We start from the raw sequence: 21,889 nt of genomic DNA on the forward strand, positions 1-21,889 counted from the left end.
GCAGCCGGCGGGCGTTTTTGATGGAGAGGGATGGCGGAATCCGCGCCGGGCTCAGGCTGCAGGCTTTCCGCACGGCAGCTCACGATGTGCGAGGCAGCAAGTAAAACAGCCCGCCGTTAATGACGGAAACGGTGATGCGCGGCTTGTACTGTTTTTCAAGCGCTTCTTTCTCGATATAATAACACTCCGGCTTTTCTTCCGCCTCTTTGTAAAACTCATCAAGCAAAGCTAAATCGTCGGCCCAGCGCCGGCGCGCTTCCTCGGCCCATGCATGATCGTCGGCGGCAATGCGGCCGCGGATATATTGCTCGAGGCGGGCGATGCCACTTGGCGGCTTAATGAGCGGCGAAATTGTAAAACAATAGTCCGGGATTTTCGGCGTCAGCCGGCGCGCGCGGAGCCGCTCGTGGAACGATTCGATGATCGTGCCGCTGATGAGATGAAGGCCGAGAGAGACGACGGCGTCTTTTTTTCGGTCGCATTCGTAGGAAATGACAACGTTCATCCCAAGCCATGGATGAAGGGCGGCATGGCCGGCGAGCGGGGCGTCCGGCTCTTCGTACAAACGAATGAAGCTGCCGCGTTTTTGCGCCGAGCGGAACAGCTGGTGTAGCCGCGGCGCCCCGAAATGAAGCCGGTCGCCTTTCAGCTTTTCCGTCCGTTCGCTTGGGCGGGTAATCAGTGTGAGCTGCATCGGCTGCGGGACGCCGCCCGTCCGTTCGATGTAATGCCAGTAAAACGGCCGGTTCATCAGCTCTTTATCCATTTCTGGCGTCAGCTGGACCGTCATATAGTCGTCATTCGCTTCCAACAACGTGCACCCGTTGGCGGCAAAATAACGCTCCACAAAACGACGGATTTCATGTTGCTGCATGCCGTTTGCCTCCTTCCTTTCCGAGCTGCTCCGCCAGCTCGATCATCGCGATGATGTTTTCCATTTTGATTTTCATCTCCCCTTCGCTCCGTGAATGAACGAAGGCGTCTTCGAAGTAGCGTTCCAAGTTGGCGAGGTTCATTTTCGCCAAAATGTCGTCCAGCTCGCCGACTACCCGCTCGAACAAGCGGATTTTCTCATAGAGAAGCGTTAAAATATGCTCTTCGACCGTCTGTTTGACGGCGAAGTTGTAAATGTAAACGTCATCTGTCTGCCCGAGGCGATGGACGCGGCCGATCCGCTGCTCAAGGCGCATCGGGTTCCACGGCAAGTCGTAGTTGATGACATAGCGGCAAAATTGCAAGTTGATGCCCTCGCCGCCCGCTTCGGTGGCGATGAACACTTGGGCGTGGTGTTTAAACAGTTCCTGCATCCAGTCTTTTTTGCCGCGCCGGAAGCCGCCGCGAAACGGGACGGATGAAATGCCGTGCTGTTTTAAAAACCATTGCAAATACAGCTGTGTCGCCCGGTATTCCGTAAAAATAATCACCTTATCGTTAATGGAGCGGATCAGTTCAAGCGCTTTTTCCGCCTTTGAATTCGTCGTGACGGCGTTGATTTTTTCCAGCACCTGCTCAAGCGCTTCAGGAATGGCTCCTTCGCATTTCTCCATCATATTTTTTATGGTTAAAAACAGCGCTTCACGGCTGCTGCACGCCTCGCGAAGCAGCGTAATGAGCGAAAACGAACCGGCGAACGGCTCATGGCGGAGTGCCCTCACTGCTTCGTACAGTTCGCGCTCTTCATCCGTAAACTCGATCAACACCGGCTCGACATGGCGCTTCGACCATTCGATCGGTGTATCGGCGCGGCGGTTGCGGATCATTACTTTGTTGACGAGCGCTTTTAAATGCTCGTTCACCTGCACCGCCCTTGTTTTGCCGTATGTTTTGGCAAACTGCTCGGCGTTGCCTAAATGGCCGGGCTTCAAAAGTGAGACGAGGTTGAAGATTTCCTCAATCCGGTTTTGAATCGGCGTCGCCGTCAGCAACAAACAAAACTTCTTTTTTAAATTTTGCACAAACTCGTAGTTTTTCGTTTTGTTGTTTTTCAGTTTGTGCGCCTCGTCGATGATGATCATATCGTATGGCTGTTCGTAAATGATGGAGCGGTGCGGCTCCTTTTTCGCTGTATCGATCGAAGAAACCACAATGTCGCACTGTTCCCAGACGTAGCTCTTTTTTTGCTGGACGGCCGGGATGAAAAACTTTTCGTTCAATTCTTTCACCCATTGTGAAACAAGGGAGGCGGGAACGAGAATGAGCGCTTTTTTCACAAGGCCGCGAATCATATACTCTTTTAGGACGAGCCCGGCTTCAATCGTTTTGCCAAGTCCGACTTCATCGGCCAAAATCGCTTTGCCGTTCATCTCTTCAACGACGCGGCGCGCCACTTCGAGCTGGTGCGGGAGGATCGTCAAATGCGGCAAGTGCTTAGGCGCCTGCAGGCCGTCAAATTCCGGCACGCTTAAATGATGGGCCGCCTCTAACGCCAGCTCATACATTTCCCAGCTTGCCCACGGCCCGTCTTTTTCAATGCGCTCAAGAAATTCCTTTTTCCACGTCTCGTCCATTTCGATCGCAATGTTCATGTCCATCCCCTTCCCTTTTGACGAATGTTTATTCCGTAAAAATCCTCTTTGTTAGACAAAACAAGAACATTTTGATGGCTAATTTCTATAAAAGTTCGATCATTTCCTATTGCCCTTTTTGAGTGGTTAATGGTAGTATAAATTTAGAACATTCGCATGAATAGCGGTCAAGGGCGTTTCTTAGTATGCCCGCTTTGGAAAATTTTATTGATCGGCGGATGACGGCAAGGGGAGAGACTACGGAATGTAGCGCCGAAGGAGCAAGCGGAAACGCGAATCTCTCAGGCAAAAAGACTCTTGCTTGACGCAGCTCTGGAGAGCGCCTGCCTATCGGCGGGCCACCCAAGGGGAAACCGTCGGAACCTCGCTGCCGCCAAGGCGCAGGCAAGCGGCTGACGGGAAACTTTCAGGTGCCAGGACAGAGCCTCTCTTTTTCGCAAAGGGGGGAGTCTGTCCTTTTTTGCGTTATGCATTTCGATGAGGGAGGGAATCGCCTTGTTAAAGCGCACGCCGCTATTTCCGGTATACGCCCGTTACAACGCCAAAACAGTCGAATTTGGCGGCTGGGAAATGCCGGTGCAGTTTTCAAGCATCAAGGAAGAGCATGAAGCGGTAAGGACGCGCGCCGGACTGTTTGACGTCTCCCACATGGGGGAAATTGCGGTCCGCGGCCGCGGAAGCCTTGCCTTTTTGCAAAAACTGATGACGAACGATGTCGCCAAGCTTCGTCCAGGGCGGGCGCAATACACGCTCATGTGCAACGAAGATGGCGGCACGGTCGATGATTTGCTTATTTATCAAAAAGGAGAGAGCGACTATTTGCTTGTCGTCAACGCCGCCAATACGGAAAAAGATTTTGCCTGGCTGAATGAGCACATCGATGCGGATGTCGAGCTTGACAACGTTTCAGCGCAAACGGCGCAGCTTGCTCTGCAAGGACCAGCGGCCGAACGCGTGCTGCAAAAATTAACCAATCTGGATTTGCCGGCGATGCGTCCGTTTTCGTTCCAAGACAATGTGGAAGTGGCCGGCGTAAAGGCGCTCGTCTCGCGCACCGGCTATACGGGCGAAGACGGGTTCGAGATCTATTGCCAGGCAGAGGATGCCATCACGTTATGGGAGGCCATTTTAACAGCCGGGGCCGAAGACGGCGTCCTCCCATGCGGACTGGGAGCGCGCGATACGCTCCGGTTTGAGGCGTGTCTGCCGCTTTACGGCCAAGAATTGTCCGAAACGATCTCCCCGCTTGAAGCCGGGCTCGGGTTTGCCGTCAAAACGGAAAAAGAATCGCCGTTTATCGGCCAGGCCGCGTTAAAGCGGCAAAAAGAAGCCGGACCGCCGCGGCAGCTTGTCGGCATCGAGATGATGGACCGCGGCATTCCGCGCCATGGCTACCGGGTATTTGCCGGGAGCGCTGAAGTCGGATTCATTACGACCGGCACGCAGTCGCCGACGCTGAAGAAAAACATCGGGTTGGCGCTCGTGACAGCGGATGTTGCCGCAGCCGGTCAGGTCGTGGAGGTGGACATTCGCGGCAAGCGCTTGAAGGCGAAGATTGTACCGATCCCTTTTTACAAGCGGACGAAGTCATAAGCAAGAAGTCATAAGCAAGGAGGAAAATACGGTGCTCCATCGTTATTTGCCGATGACGGAAGAAGACAAGCAGGAAATGTTGCGAACGATCGGCGTTGCATCCATTGATGAGCTGTTCGCCGACATTCCAGAACAAGTGCGTTTTCGCGGCGAGTTGAACGTGAAACCGGCGAAGTCGGAGCCGGAGCTATGGAAAGAGTTAAGCGCGTTAGCGGACAAAAACGCCAACGCCAAGCAATATGTTTCCTTTTTAGGAGCGGGCGTGTATGACCACTATATTCCGGCCGTGGTCGACCACGTCCTGTCGCGCTCCGAATTTTATACGGCGTATACGCCGTACCAGCCGGAGATTTCCCAAGGCGAACTGCAAGCCATTTTTGAGTTCCAAACGATGGTATGCGAGCTGACAGGCATGGATGTCGCCAATTCGTCGATGTACGACGGCGGCACGGCGCTCGCGGAAGCGGTGCTGCTTGCTGCCGCTCATACGAAGCGGACGAAAGTGCTTATTTCCGCGGCCGTTCACCCGCAATACCGCGATGTCGTGCGCACGTATGCGAAAGGGCAGAGATTAGAGGTAAAAGAAATTGCGTACGACGGCGGTGTTACCGATCTTCAAGCGCTTGAAGCGGAAATGGGGGATGACGTGGCGTGTGTGGTCGTCCAATACCCGAACTTCTTCGGGCAAATCGAGCCGCTCAAGGCGATGGAGCCGCTCGTCCATGAAAAGAAAAGCCTGTTCATTGTCGCGAGCAATCCGCTTGCCCTTGGCATTTTGACCCCGCCCGGCGCATTGGGGGCGGACATCGTCGTCGGCGATATGCAGCCGTTTGGCATCCCGATGCAGTTCGGCGGCCCACATTGCGGGTATTTCGCTGTCAAAGCGCCGCTGATGCGGAAAATTCCAGGCCGGCTCGTCGGGCAAACGAAAGATGAAGACGGGCGCCGCGGGTTTGTGTTGACGCTGCAGGCGCGCGAGCAGCATATCCGCCGCGATAAAGCGACATCCAATATTTGCTCGAACCAGGCGCTGAATGCCCTCGCCGCCTCGGTGGCGCTCTCGGCGCTCGGAAAACGGGGCGTAAAAGAGATGGCGACGATGAACATGCAAAAGGCGCATTATGCGAAACAGGCATTCGAACAGCACGGGGTTGTGTCGCCGTTTGCCGGTCCATTTTTCAATGAATTCGTCATCCGGCTCAACCGTCCGGTTTCTGAGGTGAACGCCCGCCTGCTCGAAAAGGGGATCATCGGCGGCTACGACCTTGGCGGTGATTATCCGGAACTTTCCAATCATATGCTTGTTGCTGTCACCGAACTGCGCACGAAAGAAGAAATCGATCGGTTCGTCAATGAATTGGGGGATTGCCATGCATAACGATCAACCGCTTATTTTCGAACGAAGCAAGCCGGGACGGATCGCCTACAGCCTGCCGGCGCTCGATGTTCCGGCTGTCGATGTCAGCGAGCTTGTGCCGCCCGATTATTTGCGTTCTGAAGAACCGGAGCTGCCGGAAGTATCGGAGCTCGATTTGATGCGCCATTACACGGCGCTTTCCAAGCGAAACCACGGCGTTGATTCCGGGTTTTACCCGCTTGGATCGTGCACGATGAAATACAATCCGAAAATCAATGAAAACGTCGCCCGTCTCGCCGGGTTTGCCCACATCCACCCGCTGCAGCCGGAAGAAACGGTGCAAGGGGCGCTTGAGTTGATGTACGACTTGCAGGAGCATTTAAAAGAAATCACGGGCATGGATGCGGTCACCTTGCAGCCGGCCGCCGGCGCCCATGGCGAGTGGACCGGGCTCATGATGATCCGCGCTTACCATGAGGCCAACGGCGATTTCAACCGGACGAAGGTAATCGTCCCGGATTCGGCGCACGGTACGAATCCGGCGTCGGCAACCGTTGCGGGGTTTGAGACAGTGACGGTCAAATCGACTGCCGCCGGCCTTGTTGATTTGGAGGATTTGCGGCGCGTCGTCGGCCCTGACACAGCGGCGCTCATGCTCACGAACCCGAACACGCTCGGGCTGTTTGAAGAGCAAATCGTCGAAATGGCGGAAATCGTCCATGCAGCGGGCGGCAAGCTGTACTATGACGGCGCGAACTTAAACGCCATCCTCGGCAAGGCGCGCCCCGGCGATATGGGCTTTGACGTCGTCCATTTGAACTTGCATAAAACGTTCACCGGCCCGCACGGCGGCGGAGGGCCAGGATCGGGCCCGGTCGGGGTGAAAGCTGACCTTGTGCCGTTTTTGCCGAAACCGGTCATCGCCAAAGGGGAAAACGGCCGTTGCTACCTTGACTACGACCGTCCACAGTCAATCGGCCGCGTCAAGCCGTTTTACGGCAATTTCGGCATCAACGTCCGGGCGTACACGTACATCCGCTCGATGGGGTCGGACGGTTTGAAAGCGGTGAGCGAATACGCCGTTTTAAACGCCAACTATATGATGCGCCGTCTTGCCGAGTATTACGATTTGCCGTATGACCGCCATTGCAAGCATGAGTTTGTCTTATCCGGCAAGCGGCAAAAGAAACTTGGCGTCAGAACGCTTGACATTGCGAAACGGCTGCTTGATTTCGGCTTCCATCCGCCGACCATTTACTTCCCGCTCATCGTCGAAGAGTGCATGATGATTGAGCCGACCGAGACGGAGTCAAAAGAAACGCTTGATGCGTTCATCGATGCGATGATTCAAATTGCCAAGGAAGCGGAAGAAACTCCGGAAATCGTTCAAGAAGCGCCGCATACGACGGTCGTCAAGCGGCTTGATGAAACGACCGCAGCGCGCAAGCCGATTTTGCGCTATCAAAAGCCGACAAACTGATCCGTGATACCGACAAACGGCTCGCCCGACAGTGGGCGGGCCGTTTCGTTTGGGGACAGCTGCATTGTTATGGCGGCATTGACAGAAAAGTCTAGTTAGTTTATTATATAAACTAATAACAATGGCTGATCCATCATTCGCGGTGCATACTAAAAGTCATGACGAAAAGGATGACCGAAAACATGAGGACAGGGAACATCACTCTTGTCAAAAAAATGAATAAACAGCTCGTCCTGAAATTGATCCGCGACCAACACCCGATTTCACGCGCCGATATTGCGAAAACGACCGGACTGAATAAAGCGACGGTTTCAGCGCTCGTCGATGAGCTGATCGCCGAGCATTTCGTCCATGAAAGCGGAATCGGCGAGTCAACCGGCGGGCGCCGGCCGCTCATGCTTCGCTTCAACGCCGACGCCGGCTCGCTTATCGGCGTTGAGCTGGGGGTGAACTATTTGTATGCCGTGTTGACCAATTTAAACGCGGACATTCTTTGGGAGCAACGGCGTTCGTTCCGCCCGTCTGAAGGGCAGGAGGCGATCATCGGCGAAATGATGGAGCTCATCGAGGCGGCCATCCGCCGGGCGCCGGCGACGCCGTACGGTGTGATGGGAATCGGCATCGGGGTGCCGGGCGTTGTCCATACGGAAAGCGGGACGGTGATTTTTGCGCCGAACTTGCGTTTGGGCGATGTGGCGTTGGCATCGGCCTTGCAAAAGCGATGGCCGCAATATCCGGTTATTGTGGAAAACGAGGCGAAACTGGCGGCGCTTGGCGAAAAATGGTTCGGCGCCGGCAACGAGTTCGCCCACTTTGTTTACATCAGCGCCGGAATCGGCATTGGCGCCGGCGTCGTTCTTCACCATCAGCTCTATCGGGGTGTCAGCGGCCTAGCTGGTGAAATCGGTCATCATACGATCGATGTCAACGGCATTCGCTGCAGCTGCGGCAACATCGGCTGCTGGGAAATGTATGCGTCGGAAAAATACATTGAGCGCCGTTTGGCTGAAGAAGGGCGTTCCGAATGGCTCGATGAACGCTTTTCCATCGCTGCGATGGCGTTGGCAGCAGAAAGCGATGAACAGCTGGCGCGCATTTTGGCGGAAACGGGGCGTTATCTCGGCATCGGACTGTTGCAGGTGATCTACGCGTACAATCCGGAGGCGATCATTATCGGCGGCCCGCTGGCCCAAGCGGGCGAGTATGTGATCGGTCCGGCGCGCCAAGAAGTGAGAAAGCGAATTCTCGTCAAAAAAGAAAGCGAGCCGTCCATCATCTCCTCCAAGCTGAAAGAGAAAAGCTGCGCCATCGGCGCGGCTGCTTCGGTGCTTGAGGCGGTCGTCCTGCCGCCGGAATTTGCGGCGGTCTAGCGCATGCGAAAAGAGGCGCCTGCCTGTTTGGGCAGAGCGCCTTTTTGGTTAACGGGCTACGCTTTTTTCTTCACTTTCCCGGTCCACGTTTTAAATCCGCCTTTTAAATGGTACAAATCGCGATACCCTTTCCGGTAAAGCATTTGCGCGGCTCGCCCGCTGCGCAGTCCGTTTTGGCAATATAAATAAATCGGCTGGTCTTTGCGCAATTCTTTCATGCGCATGCGCAGTTGGGTCAGCGGGATGTTGCGCGCCCCTAAAATATGTCCAGCCGCAAACTCGTCCGGTTCGCGGACGTCGACGAGTTGCGCTTTTCGATAACCGGCGCGGAACTCTTCCTCTGTCAATGCTTTGACAATTCTCTTCTGCCAGAAGTACGTAATGACGGAATACACGATGATTGCGCCGAGAATAATGAGCAATGCTTCCACCCGTCATGCCTCCTTTCGCTTCGTCTGCTATTTCCTATTATATAAAGTCGCCGCCGGGAAGCAAAGAGGTTTTCGCAATGCCATTTTTCTTTCCTTCACCGGCGTTGTTTGCTAAACTAATAAAGGCGGCCAAAAGCGTCCCGCCCCTTGGCGGTGGTGGACAAGCCGCCGCAGCGTTTAGAGTATGGAACAATAGAGAAGGTGGAACGATGGCAAAAGAAGTATGGCGCTTTATCGATTCCGGCTATTGCCCGCCGGCGTTCAATATGGCGCTCGATGAGGCGCTTCTCGATTGGCACAGCGAAGGAAAAATTCCGCCGACGATCCGCTTTTACGGCTGGAATCCGCCGACGTTGTCGATCGGCTATTTTCAAAAAGTGGAGAAAGAAATTGATTTAGACGCGGTCAAACGGCACGGCCTCGGCTTTGTCCGTCGGCCGACCGGCGGGCGCGGCGTCCTGCACGATAAAGAATTGACATACAGCGTCATCGTCTCCGAGTCGCACCCGGCGATGCCGAAGACGGTGACAGAAGCATACCGCGTCATCTCCCAGGGCATTTTGGAAGGATTTCGCTTCCTTGGGCTTGACGCGTATTTCGCCGTGCCGAAAACAGAAGAAGAAAAAGCGGATTTGCGCAGCCCGCGCTCGGCTGTTTGCTTTGACGCACCGTCGTGGTACGAACTTGTCGTTGAGGGGCGGAAAATCGCCGGCAGTGCGCAAACGCGGCAAAAAGGCGTCATTTTGCAGCATGGTTCGATTTTGCTCGATTTGGACGAAGACTTGCTGTTCAGCTTGTTTAAATATCCAAACGAGCGGGTGAAAGAGCGTCTGCAGCGCGATTTTAAAAAGAAAGCCGTCGCGATCAATGAGTTGACGAGCCGCACGGTGACGATCGAGGAAGCGAAAGAGGCGTTTTACAAAGGATTTAAAAAAGGATTGAACATCGTATTGGAACCGTACACGCTCACCGCCGAAGAGTTGGCGTACGTTGAAGAGCTGGCGCGGACGAAATACGAAAGCGATGAATGGAACTTTAAGCGTTAGGCGGCAATATGGAACATCGCTCCTGTTTTGGCAAAAACGGCATGGCTGGTCCGTTTTTCGCCGTTTTTTGTCTTTTTTTGCTTGACAAAAACGAAATGATTTGTTCTAAATAACAATATATAGTATGATTTTCGTAAAAATCATACTATATATTGTTTTTTTCTGTTTGATATGGTAAGGTAGAGAAGACAGGGCAACATTGGCAAAAACATGAGAGATTATATAATTATATAAAAGAGGAGAGATAGGAGAATGACGGTGGCGTCGTCCGAAAAAATGAAAATCAATATTGACAAGCTGAACGAGGATATCCGCCTATTTCCGCAAGTGCATCCGATTACGCCGGATATGCACATCACCCATAAAGGCGTATCCCGTTTGGTCATGTTGGACCGTTATTCGTTTAAGGATACGGAAAAGCTGACGCTCACACCGGGCGATTTCGTTGTGTTGACGATCAAGGAGGACCCGAAATTCCCAGCCCGCGGTCTCGGTTTTATCGTCGATATTGACTGGGAGGCGAAAAAAGCGCGCGTGTTGATTGAAGACGAATACCGGCACGTGCTCGAAGGCGAGGAGGCGGAAACCGGCATTGTCCTTCGATCGCTCGACATTATCGACAAGCCGCTCGAGATTTTCTATGAGCAAATCGCCAAGCGCAATGCGACCGGGCTGGCGGCGGTGGAAAAGACCGAAGAAAAGCGGAAAGAGTGGTTCGAAAAGTTTTATCAAGAGCTCGCCAGCTTGAATTTTGTTCCGGCCGGCCGCGTGTTGTACGGGGCGGGTTCAGGCAAGGAAGTGACGTATTTCAACTGCTATGTGATGCCGTTTGTGAAAGATTCGCGCGAAGGCATTTCCGAACATCGGAAGCAGGTGATGGAAATTATGAGCCGCGGCGGCGGCGTTGGGACGAACGGCTCGACATTGCGGCCGCGCCATACGCTTGCGCGCGGGGTGAACGGCAAATCGTCCGGGTCGGTCTCATGGCTTGACGACATTGCGAAGCTGACCCACCTTGTTGAGCAAGGTGGCTCCCGCCGCGGCGCCCAAATGATTATGCTGGCCGACTGGCACCCGGACATTATCGAATTCATCGTCTCGAAAATGCAAAACCCGCGCATTTTGCGCTACCTGCTTGAAAATATGGAAGACGAGGGCATCAAAAAAGCAGCGCGCGACAAACTGAAATTCACGCCGCTCACCGAGCGGGAGCGGACGATGTACGAAGCGATCGTCCGGTACAAAAACGCGCCTGACTACGGCGGCTTCACAGAGGAAATTATCAAAGATGCCGAAGAAAAACTGCGCACCGGCGGTACATACACGGTGCACAACCCGGACTTTTTGACCGGTGCGAACATTTCCGTCTGCTTGACGAAAGAATTCATGGAAGCGGTCGAAAAGGACGAAGAATACGCGTTGCGCTTCCCGGACGTAGAAACGTATTCTGAAGAAGAAATGCGCATTTACAATGAAAAATGGCATGAAGTCGGCGATGTGCGCGAATGGGAACAAATGGGCTACCGCGTCCGCGTCTACCGGAAAATCCGCGCCCGCGAGCTTTGGAAGTTGATCAACATTTGTGCGACGTATTCAGCCGAGCCGGGCATTTTCTTCATCGACAATGCCAATGAAATGACGAACGCTCGCGCGTACGGACAAAAAGTCGTGGCGACCAATCCGTGCGGGGAACAGCCCCTTGCGCCATATTCGGTCTGCAACTTGGCCGCCATTAACTTGGCGAACATGGTGGACAAAGAGCGGAAAGTCGTGGACTATGAAAAACTGAAGCGTACGGTTGAAATCGGGGTGCGGATGCAAGACAACGTCATTGATGCTACGCCATACTTCCTTGAGGAAAACAAAAAACAGGCGCTCGGCGAGCGCCGCATCGGCCTTGGCGTCATGGGGCTTGCCGACTTGCTCATTTACTGCGAAAAAGCGTACGGCTCCGAGGAAGGAAATCAACTTGTGGACGAACTGTTCCGCACGATCGCCACGACCGCTTACCGGGCCTCGATCGAGCTGGCGAAAGAAAAAGGCAGCTTCCCGTTTTTGGTCGGCGAAACGGAAGAAGAAACGCAAAAGCTACGCGAAGCGTTCATCAACACCGGTTACATGAAACGGATGCCGGATGACATTCGCCAAGATATTTTGAAATACGGCATCCGCAACTCACACTTGCTGACGGTGGCGCCGACAGGATCGACGGGAACGATGGTTGGCGTCTCAACCGGGCTGGAGCCGTACTTCTCGTTCTCGTACTACCGGAGCGGGCGCTTGGGCAAATTTATCGAAGTGAAAGCGGACATTGTCCAAGAATATTTGGACAAACATCCGGAAGCCGACCCGAACCATTTGCCGCCTTGGTTTGTGACGGCGATGGACTTGCCGCCGGAAGCGCACGCCGATGTGCAATGCATCATTCAGCGCTGGGTCGACTCGAGCTTGTCGAAAACGGTCAACGCGCCGAGAGGCTACACCGTCGAGCAAGTGCAAAAAGTGTACGAGCGTTTATGGCGCGGCGGCGCGAAAGGCGGCACCGTCTACGTCGACGGCAGCCGCGATGAGCAAGTGTTAACGTTGAAAGCGGAAGAAAACCGGATCGAAGAACAGCTAGAACTGCTTCCAGAAGAACAAGAGGAAAAAGAAACGAAACGCGCCGTCGTGCTTGTCGATACGATTCAAGATGTGCGCGCCACCGATGTGACGATCGGCTCCGAAATCGGCAACATTTGCCCGATTTGCCGCGAAGGAACGGTCGAAGAGATCGGCGGCTGCAACACGTGCACGAACTGCGGCGCCCAGCTGAAGTGCGGCCTGTAATGGTGATACGGATGGGTTTGGATGGATGAAACGCTGGTTTCCGTAGAGGAACCGGCGTTTTTTTACATAAAAGGAAAAAGCCAAGATATAGTGGTAAAAGGAGGGAACGAAAGGGGGAGCGTCATGATTGTTCATGTCGTAAAGCGCGGGGAGACGCTTTGGCAGTTGGCTCAGCGTTACGGTGTTCCACTCGAGCGGATTGTCGCTGCCAATGAACTGAGCGACCCGAACCGGCTAGCCCCATTCGCTACGGGGCGTCCATCCAATACGATGCGGCGGCCGCCTCGCCGTTTTACCGGTACACGGACGAGCAAGGCCGCCAGCACGAAGTATGGTTTGAAGACGCCCGCAGCGCGTTGGCGAAATTTGAATTGGTGAAAGAATACGGATTGCGCGGAATCAGCTACTGGGTGCTCGGGTATCCGTATCCGGAAAACTGGGTGCTGTTGGAAGACAATTTCCGCATTCGCAAGCGTGGGTAAGCTAAGCAGTTAGAGCGTATGCGCCGGTCATCGGGCATACGCTTTTATTTTGTTTCTTGGAGTTCGAGCCGCTTTTTGAGTTGATACATTTCCAGATCGTGCTGGCCGATCTTATGATTTAAATATTCAATCGCAATGTTCGCGTTACGCCAATCATGTGACAGTATCTCGAACATACGCCGATGCTCAGCCAGCTCGTCCTCGATTTTTTTGAAATGGCTGCGCGTTTCGATGATGAAATGGTCCAACTTTTCCTCGAGGCGCTGTTGTCGTTCTTCGAGGCGCTGTTGTCGTTCTTCGAGGCGCTGTTGTCGTTCTTCGAGGCGCTGTTGTCGTTCTTCGAGGCGTTGTTGCCGTTCTTCGAGGCGCTGTTGTCCGGCTTCTAGTCGGTCGAGGCGTTCATGAATCGGCTGCAACTCCTCTTTCAGCACTGAGCGAAGCAATTCGACAAGCTCGTGAGACATTCTGCATCCCCCCTTTCAGCTTAGTTTTATTGTATCATTGCGTTTATGAGCTGTCATGGCAAATCGCAAAGGAGTACGAATGTTTTGAAAGGAGTGGATTTATCTAGTTTGACGTTTGAGCTCATCCAGCATCGGTTTACCAAGCCGGCCAAGCGGGTCATCGAGCAGCGTTACCCGAAAACCAAGCTCGATTTGGACGAATCGAAGCGCAAGTATAAGTGGGGGCGGTACGGCATCGGCAAATACGTGTATCGTGACGAGGAGGCGCAGGAGCTGGAGGAAACGATGCGTTCGTACATTGCCCGCTTTTTCCCGGCGGCTGAGGTGCAGTATTTTACGTAATGCCCCTTTTATGGTACAATAGAAATGATTGCTCTTTTTGTCTGCCAAAAGGGCCGACGCATCGGAGTGACGGTATAGGCCGGGGGATTTGCTGGCGGCAGGCAAACGTTGCAGGAGGGGACAAACGTTGCCGACACCGAGCATGGAAGATTATATTGAACAAATTTACTTGTTGATTGAAGAAAAAGGCTATGCCCGCGTTTCGGACATCGCGGAAGCGTTGTCCGTTCACCCTTCTTCAGTGACGAAAATGGTGCAAAAGCTCGATAAAGATGAATATTTGGTGTATGAAAAGTACCGCGGCCTTGTCTTGACGCCGAAAGGAAAAAAAATCGGCCAACGGCTTGTGTACCGCCATGAGCTGCTTGAGCAGTTTCTTCGCCTCATTGGCGTCAACGAAGAAAACATTTACCGCGATGTGGAAGGGATTGAACACCATTTGAGTTGGAACGCCATCGACCGGATTGGCGATTTGGTGCAATATTTTCAAGAGGACGAACGCCGTCTTGAGGCGCTGCGCGACGTGCAAAAGCGCAATGAGCAAGGGGAGTAAGCGACTGCTTGCTCTTTTTTGTTTTTCGTACTAAACGCCTTTTCTTTCTCTTACATATATATATAAACAGCGAGAAAGGGGAGGCGCGATGGACATTGATCTCGTCTTTTCCGGCGGCGGAGTGAAAGGGTTTGCGTTGCTGGGGGCGTATGAGGCCATTGAAGAAAAAGGGCTGCGCTGGAAGCGGCTTGCCGGGACGAGCGCCGGGGCGCTGCTTGCTGCGCTACTGGCGGCTGGATACACCGCCCGTGAGATGACGCAGTTGTTCGAGGAGCTTAGGCTGGAGCAGTTTTTGGATGAACGGGCGTCGTGGGTTCCGTTTTCTGTTTGGAAGTGGGTGCGCCTATATTGGCGTTTAGGAGTTTATAAGGGAAACGTGTTTGAACAGTGGATCGAATCGGCGCTCGCTGCCCGCGGAGTGCGTATGTTTCGGGATGTACCAGCTGACAGTTTGTATATCGTTGCCTCCGATGTGACGAACGGGCGCATCGTCGTGCTGCCGGATGATTTGGCGATATACGGCATTGACCCCGGCTCGTTTTCGATCGCCAAGGCGGTGCGGATGAGCACGAGCATTCCGTACTTTTTCGAGCCGGTCCGCCTTCACGGACGGGACGGTACCTCCCTCATCGTTGACGGCGGGGTGCTCAGCAACTTTCCGCTGTTTCTCTTTGATGAAGAAAAAGAAACGAAAAAACGGCCGGTGCTCGGCGTTCAATTGAGCGCCAAGCCCGGCCAGCGGCCGAAACGGCGCATTGCCAACGCGCTTGATTTGTACGAAGCGTTGTTTGAGGCGATGAAAGAGGCGCATGACGCCCGCTATATTTCGCGCCGCCATGAAAAAAACATCATCTTTTTGCCGGTGGAAAACGTTCTTGCGACCGATTTTTCCATCGACCTGGAAGCGCGCCGGCGTCTCATTGACTATGGGCGCGAGCGGGCGCGGCAGTTTTTGCAGCGGTGGGCGTTTTGAGCGCCCAAAACAAAAAAGAATCAAGCTAAAAGGAAGCCCGATTCTTTTTTTTGCCTTTTTTGCCCTCGATGACGGTCAAATGCGGAGTCGCCGTTCGCTTTTTCAACGGCCGTTTTAGTTTCGCCGGCTTCGGTTGCTTGTGCGCGGAGCGGGGATGAAGCTTTTTCGACTGCCGCACCGCTTTTAGATACGACAATCGTTCTTTGCTAGTGCGGCGTTGGTAGACGAAACGGTAAAAGAGATAAATCGCGGCTGCAAACAGCGCAACAAACAACAGCTGGCGAAACAGCACCGTCGGATGGGCAAAAAGGGTATACACAATGCCAAGCGTCCCAAGCAAAATCATAAGTCCGGCGAGCGGGTGAACAGCCCTGTGCCGCAATGAATCCACCCCCTTTACGATTACTGCACCGCTTTTTTCGCTTCCGCTTCCGCCTCTAAACGAAGAAGCTGCTGGAACGAAGCGATGGCCACTTCCACTTGGTCGTCGTCCGGCTCTTTTGTCGTCAGCCGCTGCAGCCATAGACCGGGATAGCCCAGCCAGCGCAGCAACGGAATGTCCCTCCATTTATTTGTAAACTGCAGCACCTCAAACGAAACGCCGAGCACGACCGGAATTAAGGCGAGCCGGTTCACAATCCGCAGCCAAAGCGGATCGGTCGGCACGAACAAATACAGAAACAAGCCGACGATGACGGTAAATAAAATGAAGCTGCTACCGCACCGGTAGTGAAGGCGCGAGGCGCGTTGGACATGTTCGACAGTGAGCGGCCAGCCTGCTTCATAGGCGTTGATCACTTTATGTTCCGCCCCGTGGTATTGAAAGACACGTTTTACAAGCGGCGTCAAGGAAATAAAGTAAATGTAGCCGAGCAATAAGGCGAGCTTAAAAGCCCCTTCAAGCAAAATTTGCCCCGTTTTTCCCGGGATGAGCGGCTTGAAAGCGGCGGCGAGCAACGCTGGGATGAGCGTGAACACCGTTTTGGCGAACAAAAACGAGAGCACGCCGATCGCGGCGGCGCCGAGAATCAGCGTCAGGTTGGAACTGCTTTCGGCCTCCGTCTGTTCTTCCCCTAGGGCGACGTCATACCGTTCGCTTGCAAACTGCAAATGTTTGGCCCCGGTTGCGCTCGCTTCAATAATGGCGACGATGCCGCGGACAAACGGGATTTTTTTGAAGGCGGCCAGCGTCGGATTGGCGCGGCGCGGTGCGGAAAAGTACTCGATCGTTCCATCGGTGCGGCGAATGGCGGTGACAGAATGCGTTTTGCCGGCAAACATGACCCCTTCGACAACCGCCTGGCCGCCGTATAACGGTTTCTCTTGTTTCATCGGGCAAACACCAACCTATTTTTTTATGTTTATTATTTTATTCTACAAGAAACGTCCGGAACCCTCTAGGTTGATGTTACTGTTATGATTTCCAAAAAATCCATTATTTACACAGAGGCGGTCATTTTTTTGCTTGATTCATGGGGCGGCAAATTGCAGGTCATACTAACAGACAAGGAGGTGTAGCATGATGGCGGAACAGAAAGGAAAACTGGAGCAAGAAAAAACGGAACGGCCGATGACGCTCGTGCAAAAAACGATTATCACCGGATTTGTCGGCGGGGTGTTTTGGAGCTTGATGGGCTATTTGGCTTACTTTTTCAACTTCAGCGAAATCAGTCCGAACATGGTTCTCATCCCGTGGGTCGCCGGCGATTGGAAATACGGCAAAGCCGGCAATTATGCGGCTATTGTGTTGATCGGCATCATTTCCATTGCGGCGGCGCTTCTTTACTATGCACTGCTAAGGAACATCCGCGGCATGTGGGCGGGAATGTTGTATGGCGCTGCGCTTTGGGTAGTGGTGTTTTATTTGCTCAATCCGCTGTTTCCGAACGTGAAGCCGGTTGCGGATTTAGAGACGAATACGGTCATTACAACGCTCTGCTTGTACATTTTGTACGGCGTGTTTGTCGGGTATTCGGTTTCTTTCGAGGCGCAGGAAATGAACCGGCCGTCGCCAAGCGCTGAACCGCAGGCGGCCAAGGAAGGAAGCTAAGCTGTCGGCCAAAGCAGGCGCATATGGCGGAAACTGCTGCGATCATGGTAAAATAAAGAAGGTTTCCATATTTTTTAGGCGCAGCCGATCTCGCGCATCGGCAACCGCCAACGTATCACATCGCCTTTGTATTACAATATTCATGGGCAGAGGAGAATGAAACATGGAAAAGCTGGAAAGGCTTCGAGCGTTGCTTGAAGAGCAGCATCTTGACGGGCTGTTGGTGACAAACGGCTGCAACCGCCGCTACATTACCGGATTCACTGGCACCGCCGGCGTTGCGCTTGTCAGCCGCCAAGGGGCGGTCTTTATTACGGATTTTCGCTATGTCGAGCAGGCGGCCAAGCAAGTTGAAGGATTTGAAATCGTCCAGCACAGCGGACCGATCGTCGATGAAATCGCGAAACAAGTGAAGCGGCTCGGGATCAAAACGCTCGGCTTTGAGCAGGAGCATGTGACGTATGCGGCGTACAAGGCGTATGAAGAGGCGATTGATGCCGAGCTTGCGCCGACATCCCATGTCGTGGAAAAGTTGCGCTTGATTAAGTCGGAAGCAGAGATTAAGATATTAAAGGAAGCAGCGGAAATTGCCGATGCTGCATTTGCTCATATTTTGTCGTTCATTCGTCCGGGCGTCAAAGAAATTGAAGTGGCGAATGAGCTTGAATTTTTTATGCGCAAACAAGGGGCGTCTTCGTCCTCCTTCGATACGATCGTCGCTTCTGGCTACCGTTCGGCGCTGCCGCACGGGGTGGCGTCCGAAAAAACGATCGAGCGCGGCGAACTCGTCACGCTTGATTTCGGGGCTTACTACAAGGGATATTGTTCCGACCTGACAAGGACGGTCGCCGTCGGCCAAGTCAGCGCTGAGCTGCAAACGATTTATGGCATTGTCCTTGAAGCGCAGCGGCGCGGCATGCGCGGGATCAAAGCGGGCATGACCGGCAAAGAGGCTGACGCACTGACGCGCGATTATATTCGCGAACAAGGGTATGGCGATTATTTCGGACATTCAACCGGCCACGGCATCGGCCTTGAAATTCACGAAGGGCCGACGCTTTCGGCCCGCTCCGATGCGGTGCTGGAGCCGGGCATGGTTGTGACGGTCGAGCCCGGCATTTACATCCCGGGGCTCGGCGGGGTGCGCATTGAGGATGATGCGGTCATTACCGCCGATGGGAACGAAGCGCTCACTCATTCGCCGAAAGAACTGATCATTTTATAACGGATAGCGTGAGGAGGATTTCGGGCAATGATTTCAGTCAACGATTTTCGCACAGGACTTACCATCGAGGTCGACGGCGAGATTTGGCGCGTCCTTGAGTTTCAGCACGTCAAGCCGGGCAAGGGTGCGGCGTTCGTCCGTTCGAAACTGCGAAATTTGCGCACCGGCGCCATTCAAGAGCGGACGTTCCGCGCCGGCGAAAAAGTGAACCGGGCGCAAATTGACACGCGCAAAATGCAATATTTGTACGCCAACGGCGATCAACACGTCTTTATGGACATGGAAACATATGAGCAAATTGAGCTGCCGGCAAAGCAAATCGAATATGAGCTCAAGTTTTTGAAAGAAAATATGGAAGTGTTCATCATGATGTACCAGGGCGAAACGATCGGCATCGAGCTGCCGAATACCGTTGAGCTGAAAGTTGTTGAAACCGAGCCGGGCATTAAAGGCGACACCGCTTCCGGCGGTTCGAAACCGGCCAAGCTTGAAACCGGCCTTGTCGTTCAAGTGCCATTTTTCGTCAACGAAGGCGACACCCTCATCATCAATACGGCTGACGGCACATACGTGTCACGGGCGTAAGAACCTGAACAAGGGCAGCACTGATCCGGAATGTTCCGGGCCGGTGCTGTTTTTATGCGCCAAAGGTGCCCCGTCCTGCTTCGTTGTCCATCCCCGTTTTCACCGGCAAAAACTTCTTCTGAAACGGCTTGTTCCCGCATACGTTTGTACTAATCCATCTCTATTTGAGGAGGGACACATGAAACATTGGCTGCGATCGATCGATTCGTCCGTTTTGGCGATGGCGGGCATGCGAATGTTGTCGGCGCTTATTGAACTGAGTGCAGCGCTGCTGATGTTGGTCTTTAATGATGTAAGAAAGGCGCTCGCCATTAACGCCGTGCTCGCTGCTGTCGGCCCGACTGTGCTGATCGTAACGATGGCGATCGGTCTGCTTTCGCTGGCGGATGAGCTTTCGTTTTCTCGGCTCGCGTTCATCGCGCTCGGGGTGGCGCTCATTTTGTTCGGCATTTACAAGTAAGGCATAAACAGCATCTTCCGCCCATACATATAGACTAGTCCACCAAAAAGGGGGAGGGCCATGGAAGCGGTATGGGGAATTTTGCCGAAAACGATCGCCGCTGTGCTGCAGCAGATGCCTTCCTGGGGGCGCAGCATCGAAGAAATCCGCATCCGTATTTCCCGGCCGCTTGAAGTGATCGTCGATGGGAAGGCCCGCTTGCTGCCATATGAAGTGACGAAAGAGGACGGCGTGTACTTGCTCAACAAGTTGAGCCATTATTCGATTTATGCCGTCGAAGAGGAGCTGAGGCGTGGATTTATGACGATTGAAGGCGGCCATCGCGTCGGGCTCGCCGGCAAAGTCGTTACAGAAGGGGGCAAGGTGAAAGCCATCCGCGATGTCGCCTCCTTTAACATCCGCATTGCCAAAGAGCAAATCGGCATTGCCGATCCGCTGATTCCGTATGTGTATGATGGGCGCTGGCGCCATACGATGATCATCGGTTCCCCGCAGACCGGCAAAACGACGCTGTTGCGCGACGCGGCGCGCCTGATCAGCAGCGGAACTGGGCGCATTCCGGCGCAAAAGGTAGCGATCGTTGACGAGCGGTCGGAAATCGCCGGCTGCGTGAAAGGCATTCCGCAATTTTCGTTCGGCCCACGCCTTGATGTGTTGGACGCTTGTCCGAAAGCGGAAGGGATGATGATGATGATTCGCTCGATGAGTCCGGATGTCATGATTGTGGATGAAATTGGGCGCGAGGAAGACAGCGAAGCGGTGCTGGAGGCGGCGAATGCAGGCGTTTCGATATGGACGACCGTGCACGGGCGCACCGTTCGAGATGTTTGGCAGCGGCCGACGCTGCGTCCGGTCATGGAGCAACGGGTGTTTGAACGGTTTATTGAGTTGACGAACGTCCCGCATCCCGGCTTCATCCGGCGCATTGTTGACGCCAACGGCGCCGTGCTGTACGAGCGGGCGGTGGCGGGCCGATGAAGTGGCTAGGCGCCTTGTTGATTCTTGCCGCCTCCACTTGGATGGGGATGGCAGCCGCCCGCGCCTTGTACGAACGGCCGCGCCAGCTTCGCCAGCTGAAAGCGGCGCTCAGGGCGTTCGAAGCGGAAGTGATGTACGGACATACGCCGCTTGCCGAGGCATCTCAGCATATCGCCCGCCAGACGGCCGCTCCGATTGGCGAGCTGTTTGCCCAGTTTGCGGCGGCGTTGCATGCGTGTGAAACGAGCGTGGCCGAAGCATGGGAAAAAAGCTTGCGGGCTGTATGGGGGAAGACCGCGCTCAAACAAGGAGAGTGGGAAGTGATGAAACAGTTTGGCGCCACGCTCGGCCAGTATGACCGGCTCACCCAGCAACAGCAAATCGCCTTGGCGCTCGCCCATCTTGAGCGGGAGGAAGCGGAGGCGCTGGACGATCAAGCGCGCTATGGCAAAATGGCGAAAAGTTTAGGCGTGTTAGCCGGGCTGCTGCTCGTCATTTTACTCATGTAGACAGGAGGCAGGACGAATGGGCATCGATGTCGATATCATTTTAAAAATCGCCGGCGTCGGCATCGTCATCGCGTTTTTGCATACGGTGCTCGACCAGATGGGAAGGAAAGAATACGCCCAGTGGGTGACGCTGCTCGGCTTTATTTATATTTTGTTTATGGTCGCTTCGATTGTAAGCGATTTGTTTCAAAAAATTAAAGATGTCTTTTTGTTCCGCGGATAGGGGGAGAGGCCATGGACATTTTGCAAATCGTCGGCCTCGGGTTGGTGGCGACATTCCTCGTTGTGCTGCTGCAAGAACAAAAATCAAACCTCTCCTTTTTATTGACCGTTTTTGTCGGCTGCACCATTTTTTTACTGCTTGTTGACCAAATCAGCAATATTTTGCTGACGCTGCGGGAGATGGCGGAAGGCGCCCACATTCAAATGGTGTACTTGGAAACGATGTTGAAAATTATCGGCATTGCCTACATCGCCGAGTTTGCCGCGCAAATTTCCAAAGACGCCGGCCAAGGGGCGATCGCCGCCAAAATTGAGCTCGGCGGCAAAATCGTCATTTTGGCGCTCGCCGTCCCAATTTTGACTGCCATCATTGAAGCGGTCATCAGCCTCATTCCGGCGGCGCGATAAGGAGGGAACG

22 protein-coding genes, 3 pseudogenes and 1 riboswitch are annotated in these 21,889 nt (G+C 53.9%); of the genes and pseudogenes, 19 read left to right on the forward strand and 6 right to left on the reverse strand.

Features of this window, described 5'->3' with window-relative positions; genetic code table 11:
• Positions 1-79 precede the first annotated feature (79 nt).
• Both AP057_RS02670 and AP057_RS02675 read right to left on the reverse strand, forming a co-directional pair.
• Entirely contained in the window at positions 80-874 is a 795-nt protein-coding gene (locus AP057_RS02670; protein ID WP_055358001.1) for a YqhG family protein, read from the reverse strand.
• Positions 861-2,525: a DEAD/DEAH box helicase gene (locus AP057_RS02675; RefSeq protein WP_055358002.1), complete on the reverse strand. Its 1,665-nt coding sequence runs from the start codon at positions 2,523-2,525 to the stop codon at positions 861-863. The genes AP057_RS02670 and AP057_RS02675 overlap by 14 nt, the downstream gene beginning before the upstream one ends.
• 218 nt (positions 2,526-2,743) lie before the next feature.
• A riboswitch (glycine riboswitch) is annotated at positions 2,744-2,832 on the forward strand.
• 188 nt (positions 2,833-3,020) lie between these two features.
• On the opposite strand from AP057_RS02675, the gene gcvT reads away from it, so the two are divergent.
• The 4 genes from gcvT (at position 3,021) to AP057_RS02695 (ending at position 8,325) form a co-directional block, all read left to right on the forward strand.
• Positions 3,021-4,118, forward strand: coding sequence for a glycine cleavage system aminomethyltransferase GcvT (gene gcvT / locus AP057_RS02680; RefSeq protein WP_055358003.1), 1,098 nt, complete (start codon positions 3,021-3,023; stop codon positions 4,116-4,118).
• Between the two features lie 31 nt (positions 4,119-4,149).
• Positions 4,150-5,496, forward strand: a complete 1,347-nt coding sequence (gcvPA, locus tag AP057_RS02685) for an aminomethyl-transferring glycine dehydrogenase subunit GcvPA (protein WP_033010188.1) — start codon at positions 4,150-4,152, stop codon at positions 5,494-5,496.
• On the forward strand, positions 5,489-6,955 hold the full coding sequence (gene gcvPB, locus AP057_RS02690; RefSeq protein WP_055358004.1) for an aminomethyl-transferring glycine dehydrogenase subunit GcvPB: 1,467 nt from the start codon (positions 5,489-5,491) through the stop codon (positions 6,953-6,955). Before gcvPA ends, gcvPB begins: the two co-directional genes overlap by 8 nt.
• Positions 6,956-7,137: 182 nt before the next feature.
• A complete protein-coding gene (locus AP057_RS02695) occupies positions 7,138-8,325 on the forward strand; it encodes an ROK family protein (protein WP_055358005.1) in 1,188 nt (395 codons plus the stop codon).
• A gap of 56 nt (positions 8,326-8,381) precedes the next feature.
• On the opposite strand, the gene AP057_RS02700 is transcribed toward AP057_RS02695, so the two are convergent.
• Positions 8,382-8,756 (reverse strand): rhodanese-like domain-containing protein, encoded by a 375-nt coding sequence (locus AP057_RS02700; protein ID WP_011231903.1) that lies wholly within the window; start codon positions 8,754-8,756, stop codon positions 8,382-8,384.
• Between the two features lie 209 nt (positions 8,757-8,965).
• Between AP057_RS02700 and AP057_RS02705 the strand changes: the two genes are divergently transcribed.
• From AP057_RS02705 to AP057_RS15955, 4 genes and pseudogenes are all read left to right on the forward strand, one after another.
• Positions 8,966-9,802, forward strand: a complete 837-nt coding sequence (locus AP057_RS02705; protein ID WP_055358006.1) for a biotin/lipoate A/B protein ligase family protein — start codon at positions 8,966-8,968, stop codon at positions 9,800-9,802.
• A gap of 252 nt (positions 9,803-10,054) precedes the next feature.
• On the forward strand, positions 10,055-12,628 hold the full coding sequence (locus AP057_RS02710; protein ID WP_049624630.1) for a vitamin B12-dependent ribonucleotide reductase: 2,574 nt from the start codon (positions 10,055-10,057) through the stop codon (positions 12,626-12,628).
• A gap of 123 nt (positions 12,629-12,751) precedes the next feature.
• A pseudogene (locus tag AP057_RS17720) lies at positions 12,752-12,820 on the forward strand (LysM peptidoglycan-binding domain-containing protein); the annotation flags it as partial.
• 50 nt (positions 12,821-12,870) lie between these two features.
• A pseudogene (locus tag AP057_RS15955) lies at positions 12,871-13,110 on the forward strand (spore gernimation protein); the annotation flags it as partial.
• A 44-nt stretch (positions 13,111-13,154) separates the two neighbouring features.
• Here AP057_RS15955 and AP057_RS02720 read toward each other — a convergent pair.
• Positions 13,155-13,574 carry a hypothetical protein gene (locus tag AP057_RS02720; RefSeq protein ID WP_014196330.1) on the reverse strand — a complete coding sequence of 140 codons (420 nt, stop codon included), beginning with the start codon at positions 13,572-13,574 and terminating at the stop codon, positions 13,155-13,157.
• An 84-nt stretch (positions 13,575-13,658) separates the two neighbouring features.
• Between AP057_RS02720 and AP057_RS02725 the strand changes: the two are divergent.
• The 3 genes and pseudogenes from AP057_RS02725 to AP057_RS02735 form a co-directional block, all read left to right on the forward strand.
• Positions 13,659-13,916 (forward strand): annotated as a pseudogene (locus AP057_RS02725) (spore photoproduct lyase family protein); the annotation flags it as partial.
• Between the two features lie 127 nt (positions 13,917-14,043).
• A complete protein-coding gene (mntR, locus tag AP057_RS02730; protein ID WP_033016413.1) occupies positions 14,044-14,469 on the forward strand; it encodes a transcriptional regulator MntR in 426 nt (141 codons plus the stop codon).
• 88 nt (positions 14,470-14,557) lie between these two features.
• The gene (locus AP057_RS02735) at positions 14,558-15,442 is read left to right on the forward strand and encodes a patatin-like phospholipase family protein (protein WP_055358008.1); all 885 of its coding nucleotides are present in this window, start codon (positions 14,558-14,560) and stop codon (positions 15,440-15,442) included.
• 25 nt (positions 15,443-15,467) lie between these two features.
• Here AP057_RS02735 and AP057_RS02740 read toward each other — a convergent pair whose 3' ends face one another.
• Both AP057_RS02740 and AP057_RS02745 read right to left on the reverse strand, forming a co-directional pair.
• Complete coding sequence (locus tag AP057_RS02740; RefSeq protein WP_049624626.1) at positions 15,468-15,824, reverse strand: SA1362 family protein; 357 nt, start codon at positions 15,822-15,824, stop codon at positions 15,468-15,470.
• A 20-nt stretch (positions 15,825-15,844) separates the two neighbouring features.
• A complete protein-coding gene (locus AP057_RS02745) occupies positions 15,845-16,774 on the reverse strand; it encodes a DUF1385 domain-containing protein (RefSeq protein WP_033016420.1) in 930 nt (309 codons plus the stop codon).
• 187 nt (positions 16,775-16,961) lie between these two features.
• Between AP057_RS02745 and AP057_RS02750 the strand changes: the two genes are divergently transcribed.
• The 8 genes from AP057_RS02750 to spoIIIAD all read left to right on the forward strand — a co-directional run bounded on the left by AP057_RS02750 (position 16,962) and on the right by spoIIIAD (position 21,879).
• Positions 16,962-17,492: a YqhR family membrane protein gene (locus tag AP057_RS02750; RefSeq protein WP_033016421.1), complete on the forward strand. Its 531-nt coding sequence runs from the start codon at positions 16,962-16,964 to the stop codon at positions 17,490-17,492.
• Positions 17,493-17,655: 163 nt separating this feature from the next.
• Entirely contained in the window at positions 17,656-18,717 is a 1,062-nt protein-coding gene (locus AP057_RS02755) for a Xaa-Pro peptidase family protein (RefSeq protein ID WP_033009385.1), read from the forward strand.
• A 27-nt stretch (positions 18,718-18,744) separates the two neighbouring features.
• The gene (gene efp, locus AP057_RS02760) at positions 18,745-19,302 is read left to right on the forward strand and encodes an elongation factor P (RefSeq protein WP_033016423.1); all 558 of its coding nucleotides are present in this window, start codon (positions 18,745-18,747) and stop codon (positions 19,300-19,302) included.
• A gap of 178 nt (positions 19,303-19,480) precedes the next feature.
• Positions 19,481-19,762, forward strand: a complete 282-nt coding sequence (locus AP057_RS02765; protein WP_033009388.1) for a YqhV family protein — start codon at positions 19,481-19,483, stop codon at positions 19,760-19,762.
• Between the two features lie 60 nt (positions 19,763-19,822).
• A complete protein-coding gene (gene spoIIIAA / locus AP057_RS02770) occupies positions 19,823-20,740 on the forward strand; it encodes a stage III sporulation protein AA (protein WP_033016424.1) in 918 nt (305 codons plus the stop codon).
• On the forward strand, positions 20,737-21,249 hold the full coding sequence (gene spoIIIAB / locus AP057_RS02775; RefSeq protein WP_033009392.1) for a stage III sporulation protein SpoIIIAB: 513 nt from the start codon (positions 20,737-20,739) through the stop codon (positions 21,247-21,249). Before spoIIIAA ends, spoIIIAB begins: the two co-directional genes overlap by 4 nt.
• A 16-nt stretch (positions 21,250-21,265) precedes the next feature.
• A complete protein-coding gene (gene spoIIIAC / locus AP057_RS02780) occupies positions 21,266-21,472 on the forward strand; it encodes a stage III sporulation protein AC (RefSeq protein ID WP_020960538.1) in 207 nt (68 codons plus the stop codon).
• An 11-nt stretch (positions 21,473-21,483) separates the two neighbouring features.
• Entirely contained in the window at positions 21,484-21,879 is a 396-nt protein-coding gene (gene spoIIIAD, locus AP057_RS02785; RefSeq protein WP_055358009.1) for a stage III sporulation protein AD, read from the forward strand.
• Positions 21,880-21,889: the final 10 nt, after the last annotated feature.

It is taken from the genome of Geobacillus sp. Sah69, from assembly GCF_001414205.1.
Taxonomy (GTDB): Bacteria; Bacillota; Bacilli; order Bacillales; family Anoxybacillaceae; genus Geobacillus; species Geobacillus stearothermophilus.